The 18,259-nt window shown below is 73.4% G+C and carries 21 protein-coding genes; 11 read left to right on the top strand and 10 right to left on the bottom strand.

Annotation, left to right across the window (positions count from 1 at the left end):
• Window positions 1-22 precede the first annotated feature (22 nt).
• The 5 genes from ACFUUZ_RS02840 to ccsB are packed head-to-tail and all read left to right on the top strand — an operon-like array spanning window position 23 to window position 4,845.
• Window positions 23-691, top strand: a complete 669-nt coding sequence (locus ACFUUZ_RS02840; protein WP_378691908.1) for a histidine phosphatase family protein — start codon at window positions 23-25, stop codon at window positions 689-691.
• The gene (locus ACFUUZ_RS02835; protein ID WP_378691878.1) at window positions 688-1,308 is read left to right on the top strand and encodes a TlpA disulfide reductase family protein; all 621 of its coding nucleotides are present in this window, start codon (window positions 688-690) and stop codon (window positions 1,306-1,308) included. The genes ACFUUZ_RS02840 and ACFUUZ_RS02835 overlap by 4 nt, the downstream gene beginning before the upstream one ends.
• Complete coding sequence (locus tag ACFUUZ_RS02830) at window positions 1,305-2,243, top strand: cytochrome c biogenesis CcdA family protein (protein ID WP_378691876.1); 939 nt, start codon at window positions 1,305-1,307, stop codon at window positions 2,241-2,243. The genes ACFUUZ_RS02835 and ACFUUZ_RS02830 overlap by 4 nt, the downstream gene beginning before the upstream one ends.
• Window positions 2,240-3,880 carry a cytochrome c biogenesis protein ResB gene (locus tag ACFUUZ_RS02825; protein ID WP_378691874.1) on the top strand — a complete coding sequence of 547 codons (1,641 nt, stop codon included), beginning with the start codon at window positions 2,240-2,242 and terminating at the stop codon, window positions 3,878-3,880. The genes ACFUUZ_RS02830 and ACFUUZ_RS02825 overlap by 4 nt, the downstream gene beginning before the upstream one ends.
• On the top strand, window positions 3,880-4,845 hold the full coding sequence (gene ccsB / locus ACFUUZ_RS02820; RefSeq protein WP_378691872.1) for a c-type cytochrome biogenesis protein CcsB: 966 nt from the start codon (window positions 3,880-3,882) through the stop codon (window positions 4,843-4,845). The genes ACFUUZ_RS02825 and ccsB overlap by 1 nt, the downstream gene beginning before the upstream one ends.
• On the opposite strand, the gene ACFUUZ_RS02815 is transcribed toward ccsB, so the two are convergent.
• The 3 genes from ACFUUZ_RS02815 to ACFUUZ_RS02805 all read right to left on the bottom strand — a co-directional run bounded on the left by ACFUUZ_RS02815 (window position 4,838) and on the right by ACFUUZ_RS02805 (window position 5,917).
• Window positions 4,838-5,410, bottom strand: coding sequence for a putative glycolipid-binding domain-containing protein (locus tag ACFUUZ_RS02815; protein ID WP_378691870.1), 573 nt, complete (start codon window positions 5,408-5,410; stop codon window positions 4,838-4,840). The two genes, ccsB and ACFUUZ_RS02815, sit on opposite strands and share 8 nt — an antisense overlap.
• Window positions 5,407-5,592: a hypothetical protein gene (locus ACFUUZ_RS02810; protein ID WP_378691868.1), complete on the bottom strand. Its 186-nt coding sequence runs from the start codon at window positions 5,590-5,592 to the stop codon at window positions 5,407-5,409. The genes ACFUUZ_RS02815 and ACFUUZ_RS02810 overlap by 4 nt, the downstream gene beginning before the upstream one ends.
• 118 nt (window positions 5,593-5,710) lie before the next feature.
• Window positions 5,711-5,917: a BldC family transcriptional regulator gene (locus ACFUUZ_RS02805; protein WP_067653725.1), complete on the bottom strand. Its 207-nt coding sequence runs from the start codon at window positions 5,915-5,917 to the stop codon at window positions 5,711-5,713.
• A gap of 182 nt (window positions 5,918-6,099) precedes the next feature.
• Here ACFUUZ_RS02805 and ACFUUZ_RS02800 point away from each other — a divergent pair, with 182 nt between their 5' ends.
• The 5 genes from ACFUUZ_RS02800 (at window position 6,100) to ACFUUZ_RS02780 (ending at window position 8,798) form a co-directional block, all read left to right on the top strand.
• The gene (locus tag ACFUUZ_RS02800) at window positions 6,100-6,429 is read left to right on the top strand and encodes a DUF4229 domain-containing protein (RefSeq protein ID WP_378691866.1); all 330 of its coding nucleotides are present in this window, start codon (window positions 6,100-6,102) and stop codon (window positions 6,427-6,429) included.
• 4 nt (window positions 6,430-6,433) lie between these two features.
• Window positions 6,434-7,519, top strand: a complete 1,086-nt coding sequence (locus tag ACFUUZ_RS02795; RefSeq protein ID WP_378691864.1) for a PLP-dependent cysteine synthase family protein — start codon at window positions 6,434-6,436, stop codon at window positions 7,517-7,519.
• A gap of 58 nt (window positions 7,520-7,577) precedes the next feature.
• Window positions 7,578-7,790, top strand: a complete 213-nt coding sequence (locus ACFUUZ_RS02790) for a hypothetical protein (RefSeq protein ID WP_067653721.1) — start codon at window positions 7,578-7,580, stop codon at window positions 7,788-7,790.
• A complete protein-coding gene (locus tag ACFUUZ_RS02785; protein ID WP_378691862.1) occupies window positions 7,790-8,359 on the top strand; it encodes a Clp protease N-terminal domain-containing protein in 570 nt (189 codons plus the stop codon). Before ACFUUZ_RS02790 ends, ACFUUZ_RS02785 begins: the two co-directional genes overlap by 1 nt.
• A 64-nt stretch (window positions 8,360-8,423) precedes the next feature.
• Window positions 8,424-8,798, top strand: a complete 375-nt coding sequence (locus tag ACFUUZ_RS02780) for a phage holin family protein (protein WP_378691860.1) — start codon at window positions 8,424-8,426, stop codon at window positions 8,796-8,798.
• An 8-nt stretch (window positions 8,799-8,806) separates the two neighbouring features.
• Here the strand turns inward: ACFUUZ_RS02780 and ACFUUZ_RS02775 are convergent, their stop codons facing one another.
• Together ACFUUZ_RS02775 and ACFUUZ_RS02770 are read right to left on the bottom strand one after the other, a co-directional pair.
• Complete coding sequence (locus tag ACFUUZ_RS02775; protein WP_378691857.1) at window positions 8,807-9,676, bottom strand: 1,4-dihydroxy-2-naphthoate polyprenyltransferase; 870 nt, start codon at window positions 9,674-9,676, stop codon at window positions 8,807-8,809.
• Between the two features lie 36 nt (window positions 9,677-9,712).
• Complete coding sequence (locus tag ACFUUZ_RS02770) at window positions 9,713-10,174, bottom strand: SRPBCC family protein (RefSeq protein ID WP_378691855.1); 462 nt, start codon at window positions 10,172-10,174, stop codon at window positions 9,713-9,715.
• Between the two features lie 152 nt (window positions 10,175-10,326).
• Here ACFUUZ_RS02770 and ACFUUZ_RS02765 point away from each other — a divergent pair, with 152 nt between their 5' ends.
• On the top strand, window positions 10,327-13,716 hold the full coding sequence (locus ACFUUZ_RS02765) for a BTAD domain-containing putative transcriptional regulator (RefSeq protein ID WP_378691852.1): 3,390 nt from the start codon (window positions 10,327-10,329) through the stop codon (window positions 13,714-13,716).
• Here ACFUUZ_RS02765 and ACFUUZ_RS02760 read toward each other — a convergent pair.
• The 5 genes from ACFUUZ_RS02760 to ACFUUZ_RS02740 all read right to left on the bottom strand — a co-directional run bounded on the left by ACFUUZ_RS02760 (window position 13,698) and on the right by ACFUUZ_RS02740 (window position 18,255).
• Entirely contained in the window at window positions 13,698-14,525 is an 828-nt protein-coding gene (locus ACFUUZ_RS02760) for an ABC transporter permease (RefSeq protein ID WP_378691849.1), read from the bottom strand. The two genes, ACFUUZ_RS02765 and ACFUUZ_RS02760, sit on opposite strands and share 19 nt — an antisense overlap.
• Window positions 14,522-15,493, bottom strand: coding sequence for an ATP-binding cassette domain-containing protein (locus ACFUUZ_RS02755; protein WP_378691846.1), 972 nt, complete (start codon window positions 15,491-15,493; stop codon window positions 14,522-14,524). Before ACFUUZ_RS02755 ends, ACFUUZ_RS02760 begins: the two co-directional genes overlap by 4 nt.
• Before the next feature lie 93 nt (window positions 15,494-15,586).
• Complete coding sequence (menE, locus tag ACFUUZ_RS02750) at window positions 15,587-16,723, bottom strand: o-succinylbenzoate--CoA ligase (RefSeq protein ID WP_378691906.1); 1,137 nt, start codon at window positions 16,721-16,723, stop codon at window positions 15,587-15,589.
• Window positions 16,724-16,981: 258 nt separating this feature from the next.
• The gene (locus ACFUUZ_RS02745; protein WP_378691843.1) at window positions 16,982-17,362 is read right to left on the bottom strand and encodes a VOC family protein; all 381 of its coding nucleotides are present in this window, start codon (window positions 17,360-17,362) and stop codon (window positions 16,982-16,984) included.
• Window positions 17,362-18,255 (bottom strand): 1,4-dihydroxy-2-naphthoyl-CoA synthase, encoded by an 894-nt coding sequence (locus ACFUUZ_RS02740; protein ID WP_378691840.1) that lies wholly within the window; start codon window positions 18,253-18,255, stop codon window positions 17,362-17,364. Before ACFUUZ_RS02740 ends, ACFUUZ_RS02745 begins: the two co-directional genes overlap by 1 nt.
• Window positions 18,256-18,259 lie beyond the last annotated feature (4 nt).

The raw sequence follows: 18,259 nt of genomic DNA, 5'->3' as shown, positions 1-18,259 counted from the left end.
CGCCGCCGACCGGCCCGCGGTCGTGCCGGTCACCCAGCACGAGCCGCCCGCCGTCACCGAGCGGGTGGAGACCATCGTGCACGTGCTCCGCCACGGCGAGGTGCACAACCCGAACGGCATCCTCTACGGCAGGCTGCCCGGCTTCGGCCTCTCGGTGACCGGGCGGGCGCAGGCCGGTGCGGTCGCCCGCGCGCTCGCCGACCACGACCTCGCACTGGTCATCGCCTCGCCGCTGCAGCGCGCGCAGGAGACGGCGCAGCCCATCGCGGACGCGCACGGCATTCCGATCCGCACCGACGAGAACCTGATCGAGGCGGGCAACACCTTCGAGGGGCTGCGCGTCTCGGTCGGCGACGGCGCGCTGCGCAAGCCGCGGCACTGGTGGAAGCTGCGCGACCCCTTCACCCCGTCCTGGGGCGAGCCCTACCTGCAGATCGCGCACCGCATGCTGGCCGCGGTGAACAAGGCACGGGTGGAGGCGAGCGGGCGCGAGGTGGTGCTGGTCTCGCACCAGCTGCCGGTCTGGACGCTGCGCCGCTTCCTGCAGGGGCAGCGGCTCTGGCACGACCCGCGCAGCAGGCAGTGCTCGCTCGCCTCGCTGACCTCGCTGGTGTACCAGGGCGACACCCTGGTCGACATCGTCTACTCCGAGCCCGCCGGTAGCTCGGATCCGAGGAAGACCGGGGCATGAGCGGTTCCACCGTGCGAACCCGGCGCGCCGGTTCGGTGCTGGTCGCGTGCGTGGCCCTGGTGGCCGCGCTCGCGGGCTGCGCCACCGGCACCGACGCGGTGGCGTCCGGTGGGACCTTCGACTTCGTCTCGCCCGGCGGGAAGACCGACATCACCTACGATCCGCCCGCGAGCCGCGGCACCATCGGCACCCTCTCCGGGCCTGATCTGATGACCGAGGGGAAGACCGTCTCGGTGGCGGACTTCCCCGGTCAGGTCGTCGTGCTGAACCTGTGGGGGCAGTGGTGCGGGCCGTGCCGGGCCGAGATGCCCGCGCTGGAGCAGGTCTACGAGCGGACCAGGGATCAGGGCGTCACCTTCCTCGGCATCAATGTCCGTGATCCGCAGCAGGACAAGGCGCAGGACTTCGTGGTCGACAACAAGGTCGGGTACCCGTCGATCTACGACCCGTCCATGCGCACCCTGCTCGCGCTCGGCGGCAACTTCCCGACCAGCGTCATCCCGACCACGCTGGTCCTCGATCGGCAGCACCGGGTGGCGGCGGTATTCCTGCGCGCGCTGCTAGCGGAGGACCTGCAGCCGGTGGTGGAGCGGATCGCGGCCGAGGATCCCTCGTGAGCACCGTGGTGCTCGCGGGGGTGGGGGACGCGTTCCAGGAGACGGCGGCGAGTGGGCCGCTGGTGCTCGCGCTCGGTGCCTGCCTGCTGGCGGGGTTGGTGTCGTTCGCCTCGCCGTGCGTGGTGCCGCTGGTGCCGGGCTACCTGTCCTACCTGGCCGGGCTGGTCGGCGCCGAGGCGCCGCCGGTGACGCCGGGCGAGGCGCGGGACCGCCGCGGCGGTGGGCGCGCGGCGCGGGGTGTTTCGGCCGCAGGCCGGGCCGCGGTCGCCGAGCGAGCCGCGCAGGCGGGCACCGCCGACGGGCCGCCCGCTGCCGACCTCGCCGCCGAGCGGCAGGCCGTGCGGGCGGGCAAGCTGCGGATCGCGGGCGCGGCGGGACTCTTCGTGCTCGGCTTCACGGTGGTGTTCGTCCTGGCCACCGCGACGGTCTTCGGCCTGATCCAGACCCTGAACGTGAACCGCGAGCTGCTGCAGCGGATCGGCGGCGTCGTCACCATCCTGATGGGCCTCGTCTTCATCGGCCTGGTCCCCGCGCTGCAGCGGGACACCAGGATGGAGCCGCGCCGGATCACCGGGCTGCTCGGCGCCCCGCTGCTCGGCGGCGTCTTCGCGCTCGGCTGGACCCCGTGCCTCGGCCCGACGCTCTCCGGCGTGATGGCGGTGGCCGCGGGCACCGAGGGCGCGACCGCGGTGCGCGGCGTCACCCTGATCGTGGCCTACTGCCTCGGCCTCGGGCTGCCCTTCGTGGTCCTCGCCTTCGGCTCGGCGGGCGCGCTGCGCGGCGTCGGGTGGCTGCGCCGCAACTCCCGCACCATTCAGCTCGTCGGGGGGATCCTGCTGGTCGCGGTGGGGGTGGCCCTGGTGACCGGGGCCTGGGACCTCTTCGTCTCCTGGGTGCGCGACGCCTTCGTCTCCGAGGTGGTCCTGCCGATATGACCGTGACCGACAGCCCGCCCGCCGCCACCCCGGCCCCGCCGCCGCGGCAGTCCCCGCTCGGCCGCGCGCTCGCCGCGGTGCGCAATACCTGGCGCGGGCTGACCAGCATGCGCACCGCGCTGGTGCTGCTCTTCCTGCTGGCGCTGGCTGCCATCCCGGGCGCACTGCTGCCGCAGCGCAACCTGAACGAGCAGAAGGTCGCGCAGTACATCGCCGACCGGCCCACGCTCGGCCCGTGGATGGACCGGTTCGAGCTCTTCGACGTCTTCTCCAGCTTCTGGTTCACCGCCGTCTACGTGCTGCTCTTCATCTCGCTGGTGGGCTGCATCCTGCCGCGCACGGTGGAGCACGCCAGGGCGCTGCGCACCCCGCCGGTGCGCGCCCCGCGCAACCTCGGCAGGCTGCCGCACCACTGGTCCGGCACCGACGACCGCGACCCCGAGCAGGTGCTCGCCGCCGCCGAGGCCGGGCTGAAGGGCTGGCGGGTGCGGCGCCGGGACGGCGAGCGCGCGGGCGAGCTCACGCTCTCGGCGGAGAAGGGCTACACCCGCGAGCTCGGCAACCTGGTCTTCCACCTCGCCCTGGTCGGGCTGCTGGTGGCGATCGCGGTCGGCAAGCTCTTCGGCTACGAGGGCAGCGTCATCGTGATCGCCGACGGCGGCCCCGGCTTCTGCAGCACCTCGCCCGCCGCCTTCGACTCGTTCCGCGCGGGCAATGTGAACGACGGCACCGGCATGACCCCGGTCTGCGTCCGGGTGAAGGATTTCCGCGCCGACTACCTGGACACCGGCCAGGCCGAGATGTTCACCTCGAACATCTCCTACCAGGCGGGCGCCGACCTGGCGACCGGGACCTGGCGGGACACGACGCTCCGGGTGAACCACCCGCTCCGGGTCGCGGGCGACCGGGTCTACCTGCAGGGCCACGGCTACGCCCCGACCTTCACGGTGCGCTTCCCGAACGGTGAGACCCGCACCGAGACCATCCAGTGGCGCCCGGACGACGCCCGCACCTTCCTCTCCAGCGGCGTGCTCCGGATCGATCCGCCCGGCGGGCTGTACGCGAGCGACGAGGAGCGCAGGCGCAACCAGATCGCCATCGAGGGGCTCTTCGCGCCGACCGCGCTGCTGCACGGCAACCTGCTCACCTCGTCTTTCCCCCGAATGGACGACCCCGCGGTCGCGGTCGACATCTACCGCGGCGACACCGGGCTCGACACCGGCCGCCCGCAGAACCTCTTCGCCCTGGACCAGGAGCTGGTCCGGCAAGGGCGGTTGACGAAGGAGGCGCGGGTCAACCTGCGCCCCGGCGAATCCACCCAGCTCGCCAACGGCACCACGGTGACCTTCGACGGTGCGAAGGAGTTCGTGAACATCCAGGTCTCGCACGACCCGGCGCAGCAGTGGGTGCTGATCAGCGCGGTGACCATGATGGCGGGGCTGCTGGTCTCGCTGCTGGTGAAGCGCAGGCGGGTGTGGGTGCGGGTCTACCCGGAGCCGGAAACGCCCGGTACTGTCGATAAACGACGCAGCGTAGTAGAGATGGGTGGGCTGGCCCGCACCGACCAGGCGGGCTGGGGCTCCGAGTTCGACCGGCTGCGCACCCGCTTGATCGACCCGAGCACGGGAGAACAGTGATGGAGATCGACGAGACCCTGGCGGGGTACAGCGACCTCGCCTTCAAGTCCGCCCTCGTGGTGTACACGCTGGTGCTGGTGCTGCTCCTGGTGCAGTACGCCTCCGCGCGCACCAGGCAGGTCGCGGCCCGCGAGGCCGCGCTGGTCGGGGCGCGGAACGATCCCGCGCTGCCGGGGAAGATCGTGCAGCCGGAGCGGCGGCCGCTGGCCGACCGGTTCGGCAACATGGCTTTCTCGGTGCTGATCGTCGCGGTCGGGCTGCAGGTCGCCTCGATCGTGCTGCGCGGCTTCGCGACCTACCGCTTCCCGCTGGGCAACATGTACGAGTTCGTCAGCATGGCGACGGCGGCCGCGGTGCTGGTCGGCATGGTCCTGCTGCGCGAGCAGCGGTTCCGCTCGATGTGGGTCTTCCTGCTGGTGCCGGTGCTCGTCCTGATGTTCCTCGGCGGCACCGTGCTCTACGCCGACGCGGCGCCGGTGGTGCCCGCGCTGCGCTCGTTCTGGCTGCCCATCCACGTGACCATCGTGAGCGTCGGCAGCGGCGTCTTCCTGGTCTCCGGCGTCGCCAGCCTGCTCTTCCTCTTCCGGCTGCGGCAGCCGGAGGGCGGCGAGTCGGGCAACCTGCTCGGCGCTGTCGCGCGCAGGCTGCCCGACGCCCGCACCCTGGACCGGATCGCCTACCGCACCACCATCATCGGCTTCCCGCTCTTCGGCGCGGGCGTCATCCTCGGCGCCATCTGGGCCGAGGCGGCGTGGGGCCGGTTCTGGGGCTGGGACCCCAAGGAGACCTGCTCCTTCATCGCCTGGGTGCTCTACGCCGCCTACCTGCACGCGCGCGCCACCTCCGGTTGGCGCGACACCAAGGCGGCCTGGATCAACGTCGCGGGCTTCGTCGCCATGCTGTTCAACCTGTTCATCATCAACCTGGTGATCAGCGGGCTGCACAGCTACGCGGGGCTCACCTGAGCGCGATCCGCTCCGCGATCTCCGGGTAGCGCAGGACCAGGCCGTCCGGCGCGAAGCGCAGGATGTCGCGGTAGCCGAAGCGGGGCGCCTCGTAGTCGAAGAGCAGCGCCCCGCCCTCGTCCGGCAGCCTGCGGTAGGTCTGCTCCAGCCGCTCGACGGCCAGGCCCGCGCTGCGCACGTAGACGGCGGAGCTGACGCCCTGCCCGCCGGGGGCGAGCGCGAGCCGGTGCACCGGGACGGTGTTGGTCACGGCCGATGCCTCGAAGTCGACGTCGAGGCAGCCGTCCAGGTCGGGGCGGGCGAGGCCATTCAGCCGCCAGCCGCCTGCGCCGTCGGATTCGAGGACGATCTCCAGGCCGGGGGCGGTCGCGGTGGCGGTGCGGACCCGCCAGTCGGGGTCGATCTCCAGCTGGTAGCGGATGCTCCACGCGGCCCCGGCCTCGACGCCGACGGTGCTGCCGTCGAGCGTGACCGTGCCGTTCGCGGCGGTGTGCACCACCTCGTGCCCCTCGTGGACGCCGGTCAGCCGCCACGCCGCGACGGCGGGCAGCGGGGTGAAGATCACCGCTCGGCGGGGCCGGACTCCTCGTCCCGGCGCTGCTGGCGGGAGATCCGCCAGAGGAATTCGGGGTCGTCGTCCGGGCCGAGGCTCCGGCGTTGCGGAGCACTGCTCCCGGCCGGGCCGAAGGCCTTCCAGCACAGCACCGCGACGGCTACTACCGCGATGAGTGCCAACAGGTACATCACGTCGCTCACCTCCTGGCTACGAGGGTAGCGGCGGTGTGCGGGTTATCCCAGTGTCGGACGGTGTTCACCGTGCCGTCACCGCGGCCGGCCCCGCGCCGCGGGGCCGGTGGCGGTGCGGTCAGCGGGTGGTCGCCTCGGTGGTGAGCGCGGCGAGCAGCCGCATGACCTCGGACTCCCGGAACCGGCGGTGCCCCCCCGGGGTGCGCAGCGACCCCAGCCTGCCCGCGTGCGCCCACCGGGTCACGGTCTTCGGATCCACGTGGAAGAGCGCGGCCACCTGGCCCGGGGTCAACAGCGTGTCCTGGGCGGTCGTCGCAGCAGTCATGGCAAACCTCTCCGTCTTCGACAGTCCCTCATCGGACAGCGTCATGGTGGCACGAAGACCCCTAGGTACTCGATTGATCTACGGTTGGTAAAGGGGAGGTAATGGACAAAAGGGATACATCTCCCACCAGCGGCGACGCGCTGAACGCCGCGCGCGCAACCCCGTGGCATAGGCTGGACGGCGTGAGTGACGCAACCCCATCGCGCGACGCCGAGGCGAGGCCGGGCAGGCGGCTCGCGCTGAACCTCGGCCTCTACACCCTGGCCCGGCTCGCCCTCGTGGTGCTGATCACGGCCCTGATCGTGGGGGTCGCGCGGCTGGTCGGGGTGCAGATCCCGGTGGTGGTGGCGGCGCTGTTCGCGATCATCGTCGCGCTGCCGCTCTCGCTGACGCTGTTCAAATCGCTGCGCGCGAAGGTGAACGAGGACATCGCGACGGTCGACGAGAAGCGGCGGCAGGACAAGGCCAGGCTGCGCGCCCGGCTGCGCGGCGAGGACGGCGACCCCTCGTGACGCCGTGAAGACCTGCGACCGCGGCACCCCGCGCGGCTGGGTGGACAACGCGGTGCGGCTGATCGACGCCGACGCCCAGCGCAGCGCCGACACCCACCTGCTGCGCTACCCGCTGCCCGCCGCCTGGCGGGTGCAGCTGTACCTCAAGGACGAGTCGACGCACATCACCGGCAGCCTCAAGCACCGGCTGGCCCGCTCGCTCTTCCTGTACGCCATCTGCAACGGCTGGGTCGCCGAGGGGACCACCGTGGTGGAGGCATCCTCCGGCTCGACCGCGGTGAGCGAGGCGTACTTCGCCAAGCTGCTCGGGCTGGAGTTCGTCGCGGTCATGCCGGCGAGCACATCGCCGCGCAAGATCGCGCTGATCGAGGCGCAGGGCGGGCGCTGCCACTTCGTGCAGCGGCCGCCGGAGATGTACACCGAGGCCGCGCGGCTGGCCGCCGAGTGCGGCGGGCACTTCATGGACCAGTTCACGCACGCCGAGCGGGCCACCGACTGGCGCGGCAACAACAACATCGCCGAGAGCATCTTCGAGCAGATGCGGCTGGAGGCGCACCCGGTGCCGGAGTGGGTGGTGGTCGGGGCGGGCACCGGCGGCACCAGCGCGACCATCGGCCGCTACATCCGCTACCGCAGGCACCACACCCGGCTCGCCGTGGTCGACCCGGAGAACTCGGCCTTCTTCGGTGGCTACGAGACCGGGGACGCCGGGTACGCCACCGGCATGTCGTCCCGGATCGAGGGGATCGGGCGGCCGCGGGTCGAGCCGTCCTTCGTCGGGCAGGTGGTGGACCGGATGCTGGAGGTGCCGGACGCCGCCTCGATCGCCGCCATGCGGTACGCGAGCGCGGTGCTCGGGCGCCGGGTCGGCGGCTCCACCGGCACCAACCTGTGGGGCGCCTTCGCGCTGGTCGCGGAGCTGCTCGCGGCGGGCCGCTCGGGCAGCGTGGTCACGCTGCTCTGCGACGGCGGCGACCGCTACGCCACCACCTACTACGACGACTCCTGGGTCGCGGGGCAGGGTTTGCGACTCGAGCCCGCGCAGGCCGTGCTGGAGCAGTTCGCGGCCACCGGGGTCTGGACCGGCTGAACTCCCGTTCGTCAATTTTTGTTGACACATGCCCCGCTCGTCAATCAAAATTGACGCCATGAGTGAAGCGACAACGCTGGCGGCGGCCGCGGGCAGCCCCGACCCGACGGTCGGGCTGCGCGCGGTGCTCGCGCTGCGCAGGCTGCTGGAGCGGCTGGAGGCGATCCAGGTCGCGAACGCCAGGGCGCAGGGCTGGTCCTGGCAGGCGATCGCCGACGCGCTCGAGGTCAGCAAGCAGGCCGTCCACCAGAAGCACACGAGGAGACGCTGATGTTCGAACGGTTCAGCAGGCAGGCCAGGGTCGCCGTGGTGACCGCGCAAGAGGACGCGCGCGAGCTGCGCTCCCCGGTGATCGATGTGCAGCATCTGCTGCTCGGGTTGCTCGGCTCCGCCGAGCCCGCGCTCACCGCGCTGCTCGCGGAGTCCGGGGTGACCAGGGCGGGAGTCGCGGCGGAGCTAGCCGGGCGCGGGCGCGGCGAGCCGCTGGGGGAGGAGGACGCCGCGGCGCTGCGCTCGATCGGCATCGACCTGGACGCGGTGCGGGCCAGCCTGGCGGCAGGGTTCGGGGCGGACGCGCTCGACCGCGCCGCGCCGGAGCCGCGCGGCCGGTTCGGCCGCTGGACCGGCGGGCACATCCCCTTCACCCGGGATGCCAAGAAGGTGCTGGAGCTGGCGCTGCGCGAGGCGCTGGCGCGCAAGGACCGCTCGATCGAGAGCGGGCACCTGCTGCTCGGCGTGGTGCGCGGCGCCAACGCGGTCACCACCGAGCTGCTCGGCGGCCAGGCCGCGGTGGCGGCGCTGCGCCCCGGAATCCACGCGCTGCTGGACCGCGCGGCCTGACCGGTGCACCCGGACGTCGCGGCAACGACGCCTGCGCGACGCCCGGCCCGCCTAGCATGGCGGCATGCAGCTTGCGCTCCGGTTGATCATCAACGCCTTCGCCATCTGGCTGGCCGCGTACCTGGTCGGCGCCATCGAGGTGGTGAGCCCGGAGGACGAGATCGGCTGGAAGATCATCGTCCTGCTCGCCGTCGCCGCGGTCTTCACCCTGGTGAACGCCCTGGTCAAGCCGATCGTCCAGGTGCTGTCGCTGCCCCTGGTGATCGTCACGCTCGGGCTCTTCCTGCTGGTGGTGAACGCGCTCATGCTCATGCTGACCGCGGCCATCACCGAGCTCACCGACTACGGCCTCCGGGTGGACGGCTTCTGGGCCGCGCTGGTCGGCGGGCTCATCATCTCGATCGTCAACTGGGGGCTCGGGCTCCTCGTCGACGACTGAGTCCGCGCTCAGCCGAAGGCGAGCGCGGCGGCCGTCACCGCCGACCAGGCCAGCAGGGCGAGCCCGGAATCGCGCAGCGCCGGAATCAGTTCCGGGCCGCCGCGGCCGCCGCGCACCGGCGCGTTGGCGCGCAGCGCGAGCGGGACGGCGACCAGCGCCAGCAGCGCGAACGGGGTGCGCAGCGCGAGCACCAGCGTCATGGCGAAGGGCAGCGCGAGCAGCACCGCGTGCAGCGTCCTGGTGCGCTGGTCGCCGAGCTTGACCGCGAGCGTGGTCTTGCCGGACTCGGTGTCGGTGGGGATGTCGCGCAGGTTGTTCGCGACCAGCACCGCGCTGGAGAAGGCGCCGACCGCCACCGCCGCGGCCAGCCCGGCCCAGTCCACCCGCTCGGCCTGCACGTACTGGGTGCCGAGCACCGCGACCAGCCCGAAGAAGACGAAGACCGCGATCTCACCGAAGCCGCTGTACCCGTACGGGTTCCGGCCGCCGGTGTAGAACCAGGCGCCCGCCAGGCAGGCGGCGCCGAAGAGCAGCAGCCACCAGGCGGTGAGCAGCGCGAGCACCAGCCCGGCCACCGCCGCGACCAACAGGCTCGCGATGGCGGCGGTGCGCACCGCCTGCGGCGTCGCCAGCCGCTGGCCGACCAGCCGGACCGGGCCGACCCGCACGTCGTCGGTGCCGCGGATGCCGTCGGAGTAGTCGTTGGCGTAGTTCACCCCGACGATCAGGGCCAGCGAGACCACAAGGGCCAGCAGCGCTTTCCACCACACCGCGGCGTCGAGCGCGGCGGCCGCGCCGGTGCCCGCCAGGACCGGGGCTATCGCGTTGGGCAGGGTCCGCGGCCGGGCGCCTTCGAGCCATTGCGCTGCAGTTGCCATGCGCGCAGCCTAATCCCGCGCGCCGCGGGGCGGAGTTCAGGCGGGCTGTTCGGCGGCGGCCTTGAGCCGGGCCAGCCCCTTCTCGAAGTCCTTGCCGATGAAGTTGTCCATCGGCAGCACCCGGCCGAGCAGCCCGAGGAAGCCGGTGCGCTTCCCGGTCATCCGCCAGCTCACCTCGGTGCCGCCGGGGACGGGGGCCAGCACGAAGCGGACGTCGTTGGTGGCGGCGATCGGCTTGCGGAACTCCACCCTGACATCGATCTCGTGCGCGGCGCTGGCGGTGATGGTCATGGTGCCGCTGCCCGCCTTGCGGTTGCCGCTCCAGCTGTAGGCGGCGCCGGTGCCGGAGTCCGGCCCGGCGTACCGCCGGTTCAGCTCGGGGTCGACGTCCTCCCACGGCGACCACTGCGTCCAGTGGTGGAAGTCGTCGATCAGTCCGTGGATCCTGGCGGGTTCGGCGGCGATCACGGTGCGCCGGACAACCTCGAAGTCGGCCATGGGGCGACTGTAGGCCGAGCGCCGGTGCCGCGCGGGACGCGCGCCGCGGCGGCCGCGGGAACCCTAGGATCGATCCCGAGATGGTGGCGGGAAGCAGTGGCCCGATCGGGCAGGACCGAACGACCCCTCCGCGTGCCGGGGAGTCCCCGCCGGTGACCGCGAGGGAGGCAGGCGTGCCGCGGGGAGCAGGCGCGCCGCCGCCGACTGCCGCGGCGCCGGGTGGGGCAGCGGCGCCCGTGCTCGAGATCGGGCTGCTCGGGCCGGTGGCGGTGCACCGGGACGGCGCGCTGTCGCCGCTGCCAGGGGCGCGTGCCCGCGCACTGCTGGCGGCGCTGGCGCTGCGGCCGGGGCGCAGCCGGACCGCGGCGGGGCTGATCGAGGACGTCTGGGGGGCGGAGGCGCCGCGGGCGCCGACGAACGCGCTGCACACCCAGGTGTCCCGGCTGCGCGCGGTGCTGCCCGCGGGCGCGGTGGTCGTCGGCCCGGCCGGGTACCGGCTCGAACTCGGCGCCGAGCTGATCGACCTGACCTACTGCGCCCGGTTGCTCGCACAGGCGCGCACCCAGCGCGATTCCGGGGCCTACGCCGAGTGCCTCGGCTCCGTGCTCGCCGCCCGCGCGCTCTGGCGCGGGGAGCCGGGCGCCGATCTGCCGCCCGGCCCGCTCGCCGTCGAGCTGCGCGAGCGGGCCGCCGGGTACGCGGCCGAGCTCGACGCGCTCGAGGTCACCGGCCGGGCGGGCGCGGGCGACCCGGAGGGCGCGCTCGACCCGGCCCGGCGCCGGGCCGCCGCGCTGCCGCTGGACGAGGCGGCGCAGCTCGAGCTGGTGCGGTTGCTCGCCGCCACCGGCCGCACCGCTGCCGCGCTCGCGGCCGTCGCCGCCTTCCGCGACCGGCTCGCCGACCGCCTCGGCGCCGACCTCGGTCCCGAGCTCGCCGAGCTCAACACCGCCATCCTGCGCGGCGAACGGATCGCACCGCCCGCCGCCACCGATGTCGGACCCGCGCCAGAGGCCGTGGAAAGGACACCGTTCCTCGGGCTCGGTGTGCGCGCCGCGCCCAACCCGCTGCTCGGCCGGGATGCCGACCTGGCGGCGCTCAGCGAGCTGCTGCGCGGCTCGAGGGTGACCACCGTGCTCGGCCCCGGCGGCACCGGGAAGACCCGCGTCGCCCACGAACTCGGCGCGCGGGAGGCGGGTGCGGTGGCGCTGGTCGAGCTGGCCTCGATCCGCGCCGCCGAGCCGGAGCAGGCGCGCGCCGAGATCGAGGGCGCGATCGCGGCGGTGCTCGGCGTCTCCGAGGCGCCGTTCGACGGCACCGCGCTGCGCACCGGCCCGGCGGAGCTGCGCAGGCGCATCCTCGACGCCGTCGCGGCCCGGCCGACGCTGCTCATCCTGGACAACTGCGAGCACCTGGTCGACGCCGTCGCCACCCTGGTGGCCGAGTTCATCGCGTACGTCCCCCGGCTCCGGGTGCTCACCACCAGCCGGGCCCCGCTGATGATCACCGCGGAGGCGGTGTACCCGCTGCCCCCGCTGCACATCGACCCGGCGGGCTCCCCGGCGACCGAGCTCTTCGCGGCCCGCGCCCGCGCCGTCCGCCCCTCGGTCCGGATCGACCTGGCCGTGGTGGCCGGGCTCTGCCACACCCTGGACGGCCTCCCGCTCGCCATCGAGCTGGCCGCGGCCAGGGCGCGCGCCATGAGCGTCGAGGAGATCGCCGACCGGCTGCACGACCGCTTCGCGCTGCTCCGCTCCGGCGACCGCAGCTCGCCGGCCAGGCACCGCACCCTGCACGCGGTGATCGACTGGAGCTGGAACCTGCTCGAGCCCGCGCAGCAGGCCGCGCTGCGCAGGCTCTGCCGGTTCCCGGCGGGCTTCACCCTGGCCGCGGCCGAGGTGGTGGCCGCGGGCCCCGAGGTCGGCGACGTCGCCGCCGCCGTGGACGGGCTGGTGAACCAGTCCCTGCTCACCGTGCAGGACACCGCGGCCGGGCTGCGCTACCGGATGCTGGAGACGGTGCGCGAGTACGGCGAGGAGCGGCTGGCCGCGAGCGGGGAGGGCGAGGAGATCGTCGGCCGCACACTGGCCTGGGCCCGCGCCTGCTGCGCGGAGCTGTCGGCCCGCGCCTACACCGAGGACCAGCTGCTGCTCGGCGGGGTGCTCGACACCGAGCAGGACAACCTGCTCGCCGCGCTGCGCTCGGCTGCCGAGCGGGCCGACGGCCGCACCGTCTACACCGTCTTCCCGGCGCTCGGCGTGCTCTGGATGATGCGCGGCGCGCACGGCGAGGTGATCGCCTGGACCGAGCGGCTGCTGCACGTCCCGCTGCCCGCCCCCGACGCCCCCGACCCGCCCGGCGACCTGCTGGTGATCGGCTCCGCGCTGCAGGTGCTGCACGCCCTCTTCGCCGCGCGGACCGAGCTGCGCCGACTGGCCGCGGTGCGGCTGCGGACCAGGCGGCTGCTCGCCGTGCGCACCGACATCTCCCCGACCGTCGCGCTGGCGGCCCGGCTGCTGGTCAGCCCGGTCCGCGGCAGCGGCATCCCGCGGCTGGTCGCGGGCGCGGTGCGCTCGCCGGACCGCACCGCCAGGGTGAACGGGCTGATCCTGCGCGCCAACATCAGGGAGAACCTGGGCGACCTGAACGGCTCGCTGCGGGACGTCACCGCCACGCTCACCCTGCTGCGCTCCGGCGACGTCTGGACCCTGGCCTCGGCGCACCGGCACATCGCGCAGCTGCACGGCCAGGCGGGCCGGTACCGCGAGGCCGTCGAGCCCTACCGCCGCGGGATCGAGCTGCTGGAGCGGATCGGCGCCTACGACGAGCTCGTCGAGGCGCGCAGCGCGCTGGTCGGGGCGCTGGTCGGCTGCGGCGAGCTGGACCGGGCCGAGGCCGAGCTGGAGCGCACCGTCGCACTGGCCGAGCTCGACCCGGAGGCGCCGGAGGGCACGGTCAGCGGGTTGCTCGGCACGGTGTTCCAGGCTCAGGCGGAGCTGCTGCTCGCGCGCGGCCGCACCGAGGAGGGGATCGTGCGGTACCGGCGCGCGCTCGCCGTCTCCGGGTGGCCCGGCGCCTCGGTCGGGCCGGGCGCGTGGGTGCTCATGCTGGTGGCGGCCACGCTCGACGCCGAGGTGCTGTACGGCGACCCGGTCGCCGCGGGCCCGACCGCCCGCGAGCTGGCCGCGGCGACCGGCCGGATCTTCGGCTCCTTCCGGGACGTGCCGCAGGTCGGCGCCATCGCCTGCGCCATCGGCAGCTGGCTGGTCGCCTCCGGCGATGACCGGGAGACCGGGCTGCGGCTGCTGCTCGCCGCGCCGCGGCTGCCAGGCAGGCAGGACTTCGCGACCATGCTGGTGTCCAGGCACCTGGCACTGGCGGAGGCGACCGCGGGGCCCGCCGCCGTCGCGGCGGCCGCGGCCGCGCTCGGACCGGCGCGCAGGCTGCGGCTGCTGCCGCGGGTCTTCGAGCTGATCGCCGGGGTGGCGGCGGGGGCGCCCTGCACACCGGACGCCCCCGCCATCGCTCACGCGCGGCGCATGTAGGCCCGCACCGCGAGCGGCGCGAACACCGCGATCACCACGGCGGCGCCGAGCAGCGACCACACCGTGCTCGCCCCGAAGCCGCTGCCGTTCATCAGGTCGCGGCAGGCGTTCACCATGTAGTACACCGGGTTGGCGTGGTTGATCGCCTGCATCCAGCCCGGCATGGTGCTGGTCGGGGCGAACGCGCCGGACATGAAGGTCAGCGGGAACATGACCATCATCGAGATGCCCTGCACCCCCGCCGCGCTGCGGCCGGTGACGCCGACCAGCGCCCAGATCCAGCTCACCGCGAACGAGCAGAGCACGATCACGACGCCCGCCGCGACCACGCCGGTGACCCCGCCCTCCGGCCGGTAGCCGATGGCGAGCCCGACCACGACGGTGAGCACGGTGGCCAGGGTGTAGCGCACCATGTCGGCGATCAGCGCGCCCGCCAGCGCCGCGATCCTGGCGATGGGCAGCGACTTGAAGCGGTCGAAGACACCCTTGTCCATGTCCTCGCGGAGCTGGGTGCCGGTGACCACCGAGGTCAGCACGACGGTCTGCACCAGGATGCCCGGGATCAGGACCGGCAGGTAGTTCTGCACGCTGCCGCCGATCGCGCCGCCGAAGATGTAGGCGAAGAGCGCGGTGAACAGGATCGGCTGGATGGTGACGTCGAAGAGCTGCTCCGGCTTGTGCTGGATCTTGAGCAGGCCGCGGTAGGCCATGGTGAACGAGGCCGAGACGGTCGCGGCCAGGCCGATGCTGTTGCTCGCGGGCCGGACCGCGGCGGCGTTCGGCTCGGGGCGGGTGAGGGTGTCGGTCATGCCGCGCTCTCCTCGGTGTCGGTGTCGTCCGCCGACGGGCGGCCGGTGAGGGTGAGGAAGACCTCGTCCAGGCTCGGCTTGCTGACCGTGATCTCCGCGATGGCGATCCGCTCCGCGCGCAGCCGGACCAGCAGGTCGGTGGTGATGTCGGCGTCGCGCAGCGGGGCGGTGATCCGGCCCGCCTCCGGGGTGACGGTGACCTCGGCGTCGAGGAAGCCCGCGACCAGCTGCCGTGTTTCGGCCAGCCGGGTGCGGTCGGCGGGGACCAGGTGCAGGGAGGAGCCGCCGACCGACTGCTTGAGCTCGTCGGCGGTGCCGTCCGCGATCACCCGGCCGTGGTCGATCACGGCGATCCGGTCGGCGAGCTGGTCCGCCTCGTCCAGGTACTGGGTGGTGAGCAGGACCGTGGTGCCCGCGCGGACCAGGCGGCGGATGGTGTCCCACATCTGGGCGCGGGTGCGCGGGTCGAGGCCGGTGGTCGGCTCGTCCAGGAAGAGCAGGGGCGGGGTGGCGATCAGGCCGGCGGCCAGGTCGAGGCGGCGGCGCATGCCGCCGGAGAACTGGCGGAGGGGTTTGGCGGCGGCCTCGGTGAGGGCGAACTCCGCCAGCAGGTCGGCGGCTCTTCGCCGGGCGGCTCGGCGGGTGAGGCCGAGGAGGCGGGCGAAGATGATCAGGTTCTCGGTGGCGGTGAGGTCCTCGTCGACCGAGGCGTACTGGCCGGTGACGCCGATCAGGTTGCGGACCGCCGTCGGTTCCCGCCGCACGTCGTGGCCGAAGATGCTCGCGGTGCCCGCGTCCAGGGGGAGGAGGGTGGTGAGCATGCGGATCGTGGTGGTCTTGCCCGCGCCGTTGGGGCCGAGGACCGCGTACACCGTGCCCGTCGGGACGGTCAGGGTGACGCCGTCGACGGCGCGTTGGGTGCCGAAGGTCTTGACCAGGTCTGCGGCTTCTACCGCGAGTTCTGTCATGAACCCGAGGATGGGTCGCCGCGCTTGCACCGCCCGCACGGTGCCTTGCACCGCCCTTGCGCGCCGCTGTCGCAGTGCGCGGACCGCGGCGGCTCAGCGCGAACTGTCCGCCAGGAGGTAGTCGCGCAGCGCAGTGCGATCCGGCTTCCCCGGACCCCGCAGCGGAAGCTCGTCGAGCACGGCGAGCTCCCGCGGCGCAGCGATGGCATCGAGCTCGGCGCTCACGTGCACCCGAACCTCGTCGAGGCTCGGCGGCTCGACCCCGCGCACGGGGACGATGACGGCGGCGACCCGCTGCCCCAACCGCTCGTCCGGCAACCCGAGCACCACACACTCGGCAACAGCGGGATGCGTCCCGAGCACCGCCTCCACCACCTGCGGCAACACCAGCAGCCCTCCGGTGCTGATCCCCTCGTCCAGCCGCCCGGTCACCCGCAGCACCCCGTCCTCGACGACCCCGGCGTCGTCGGTCCGGAACCACCCCGGCTCGGCGAAGGCCGGATGCTCCGGATGATTCCGGTACCCGGAGGCGACGGTCGCCCCGCCGAGCACGATCCGCCCGGCATCGATCCGCAACCGCACCCCGTCCAGCGGAACCCCGTCGTACACGCACCCGCCGCAGGTCTCACTCATCCCGTAGGTGCGAACCACGTGAATCCCCGCGGCCCGAGCCCGCTCCAGCACCCGGGCGGGCGTCGCCGCCCCCCCGACCAGCACCGCGTCCAACCCGGCCAGCGCCGCCGCGGCGGCGGGCGACTCCAGCGCCTTGATCAGCTGGGTGGGCACCAGCGAGGTGTACCGCCGCTCCCCGCGCATGGCCCGGATCGCCCCGGCCAGCGCCTCGGGCAGGAATCCGCCGCCGACGTCGAGCACCACCGGCTCGCTCCCCGCCTGGATACTGCGCAGCAACACCTGAATGCCCGCGATGTGGTGGGTCGGCAGCGCCAACAGCCACTGCCCGGGTCCGCCGAGCCGCTCGTGCGTCGCACTCGCGCTGGCCCGCAGCGCGGAGGAACTCAGCATGGCCCCCTTGGGCACCCCGGTGGTGCCGGAGGTTGTGACGACCAGCGCGACGTCCTCGTCGATCGGCTCACCGGGCGCGAGCGCGTCCCCGAGCCTGCGCGCCTCGCGGCGGTCGCTGTTCGGCACCGGGAGCCAGGCGGGCCCGGTGCCCTCCAGCGCCTCGCGCAGGTGCGGGAGCACGTCGCCGACGCCGGATCCGGTCGGCATCGGCAGGATCCGCAGGGGCTTGCTCACGACAGCGATCGTGTCACGTGGGCGTGCGTGCACGCGGAACGGGTGGTCCGGCGGCGCGCACGGAACGCGCCGGGAGGGGCCGACAACGGCTCAGGTACGACAGGCATCGAAACCGCGATTCTCTCGTCCGACCAAAGGACTCTGGCGGGTCCCGGACGTCGGCGGTCGGGTCTCGCCCGATTCGTTATCGTCCCTTTCGGTTTGCTTGCTGGCAACTCGAAGGCGACGACCTCAGCGCGAATCCCGGCGCAGCGGGTGCTCGGCGGGCACCTCGACCAGCACGATCGGCACCCCGTCCGGGTCGGCGATCCACATCTCCAGCAACGCCCACGGCTCCCGCCTCGGCTCCCGGTCGATCCGGACCCCGGCCAGCGCGAGCTCCGCGGCGGCATCCCCGATATCGCGCACCTGCAGCCAGAGCGCGCCGGTGAAGGCCGGCGGCTCCCCCGACCCGCCGTGCGCGGCGACCTCGATCAGGGACTGCCCGGCGAAGAAGACCGTCCCGGCCGGGTACTCCCTGGCGATCGCGAGCCCGAGCGCGTCCCGGTAGAAGGCGAGCGTGGCCTGGTAGTCGCCCGGGCGCAGGATGACCCGGCTGCTCAGGATGTCCATCAGAAGTACCAGGGGTAGGGGGTCCAGTCCGGCGCGCGCTTCTCCAGGAAGGAGTCCCTTCCCTCGACCGCCTCGTCGGTCATGTAGGCCAGCCGGGTCGCCTCGCCCGCGAAGAGCTGCTGCCCGACCAGGCCGTCGTCGGCCAGGTTGAAGGCGTACTTGAGCATGCGCTGCGCCTGCGGCGACTTGCCGAGGATGTCCGCGGTCCACTCCAGCGCGACGTTCTCCAGCTCGGCGTGGTCGACCACCTCGTTGACCGCGCCCATCCGGTGCATCTCCTCGGCGCTGTAGGCGCGGCCGCGGAAGAAGATCTCCCTGGCGAACTTCTGCCCGACCAGCTTCGCCAGGTAGGCGCTGCCGTAGCCGCCGTCGAAGCTGCCGACGTCGGCGTCGGTCTGCTTGAACTTCCCGTGCTCCCGGCTGGCCAGGGTGAGGTCGCAGACCACGTGCAGGCTGTGCCCGCCGCCCGCGGCCCAGCCGTTCACCAGGGCGATCACCACCTTGGGCATGAACCGGATGAGCCGCTGCACCTCCAGGATGTGCAGCCTGCCCGCGCGCGCCGGGTCGACGGTCTCCGCCGTCTCGCCCGCCGCGTACTGGTAGCCGCTGCGGCCGCGAATGCGCTGGTCGCCGCCGGAGCAGAAGGCCCAGCCGCCGTCCTTCGGGCTCGGGCCGTTGCCGGTGAGCAGCACCGCGCCGACGTCGGAGGTCATCCTGGCGTGGTCGAGCACGCGGTAGAGCTCGTCGACGGTGTGCGGGCGGAAGGCGTTGCGCACCTCCGGCCGGTCGAACGCCACCCGCACCGTGCCCTGCGACAGGTGCCGGTGGTAGGTGATGTCGGTCAGGTTCTCGAAGCCGGGTACCGGCCGCCACAGCGCGGGATCGAAGGTCACCCCT

Origin of the sequence: Nocardia sp. NPDC057353 (genome assembly GCF_042667085.1) — a bacterium.
GTDB lineage: Bacteria > Actinomycetota > Actinomycetes > Mycobacteriales > Mycobacteriaceae > Nocardia.
Note: the sequence above shows the minus strand (reverse complement) of the source record. Positions and strands in the feature narration are given on the sequence as shown.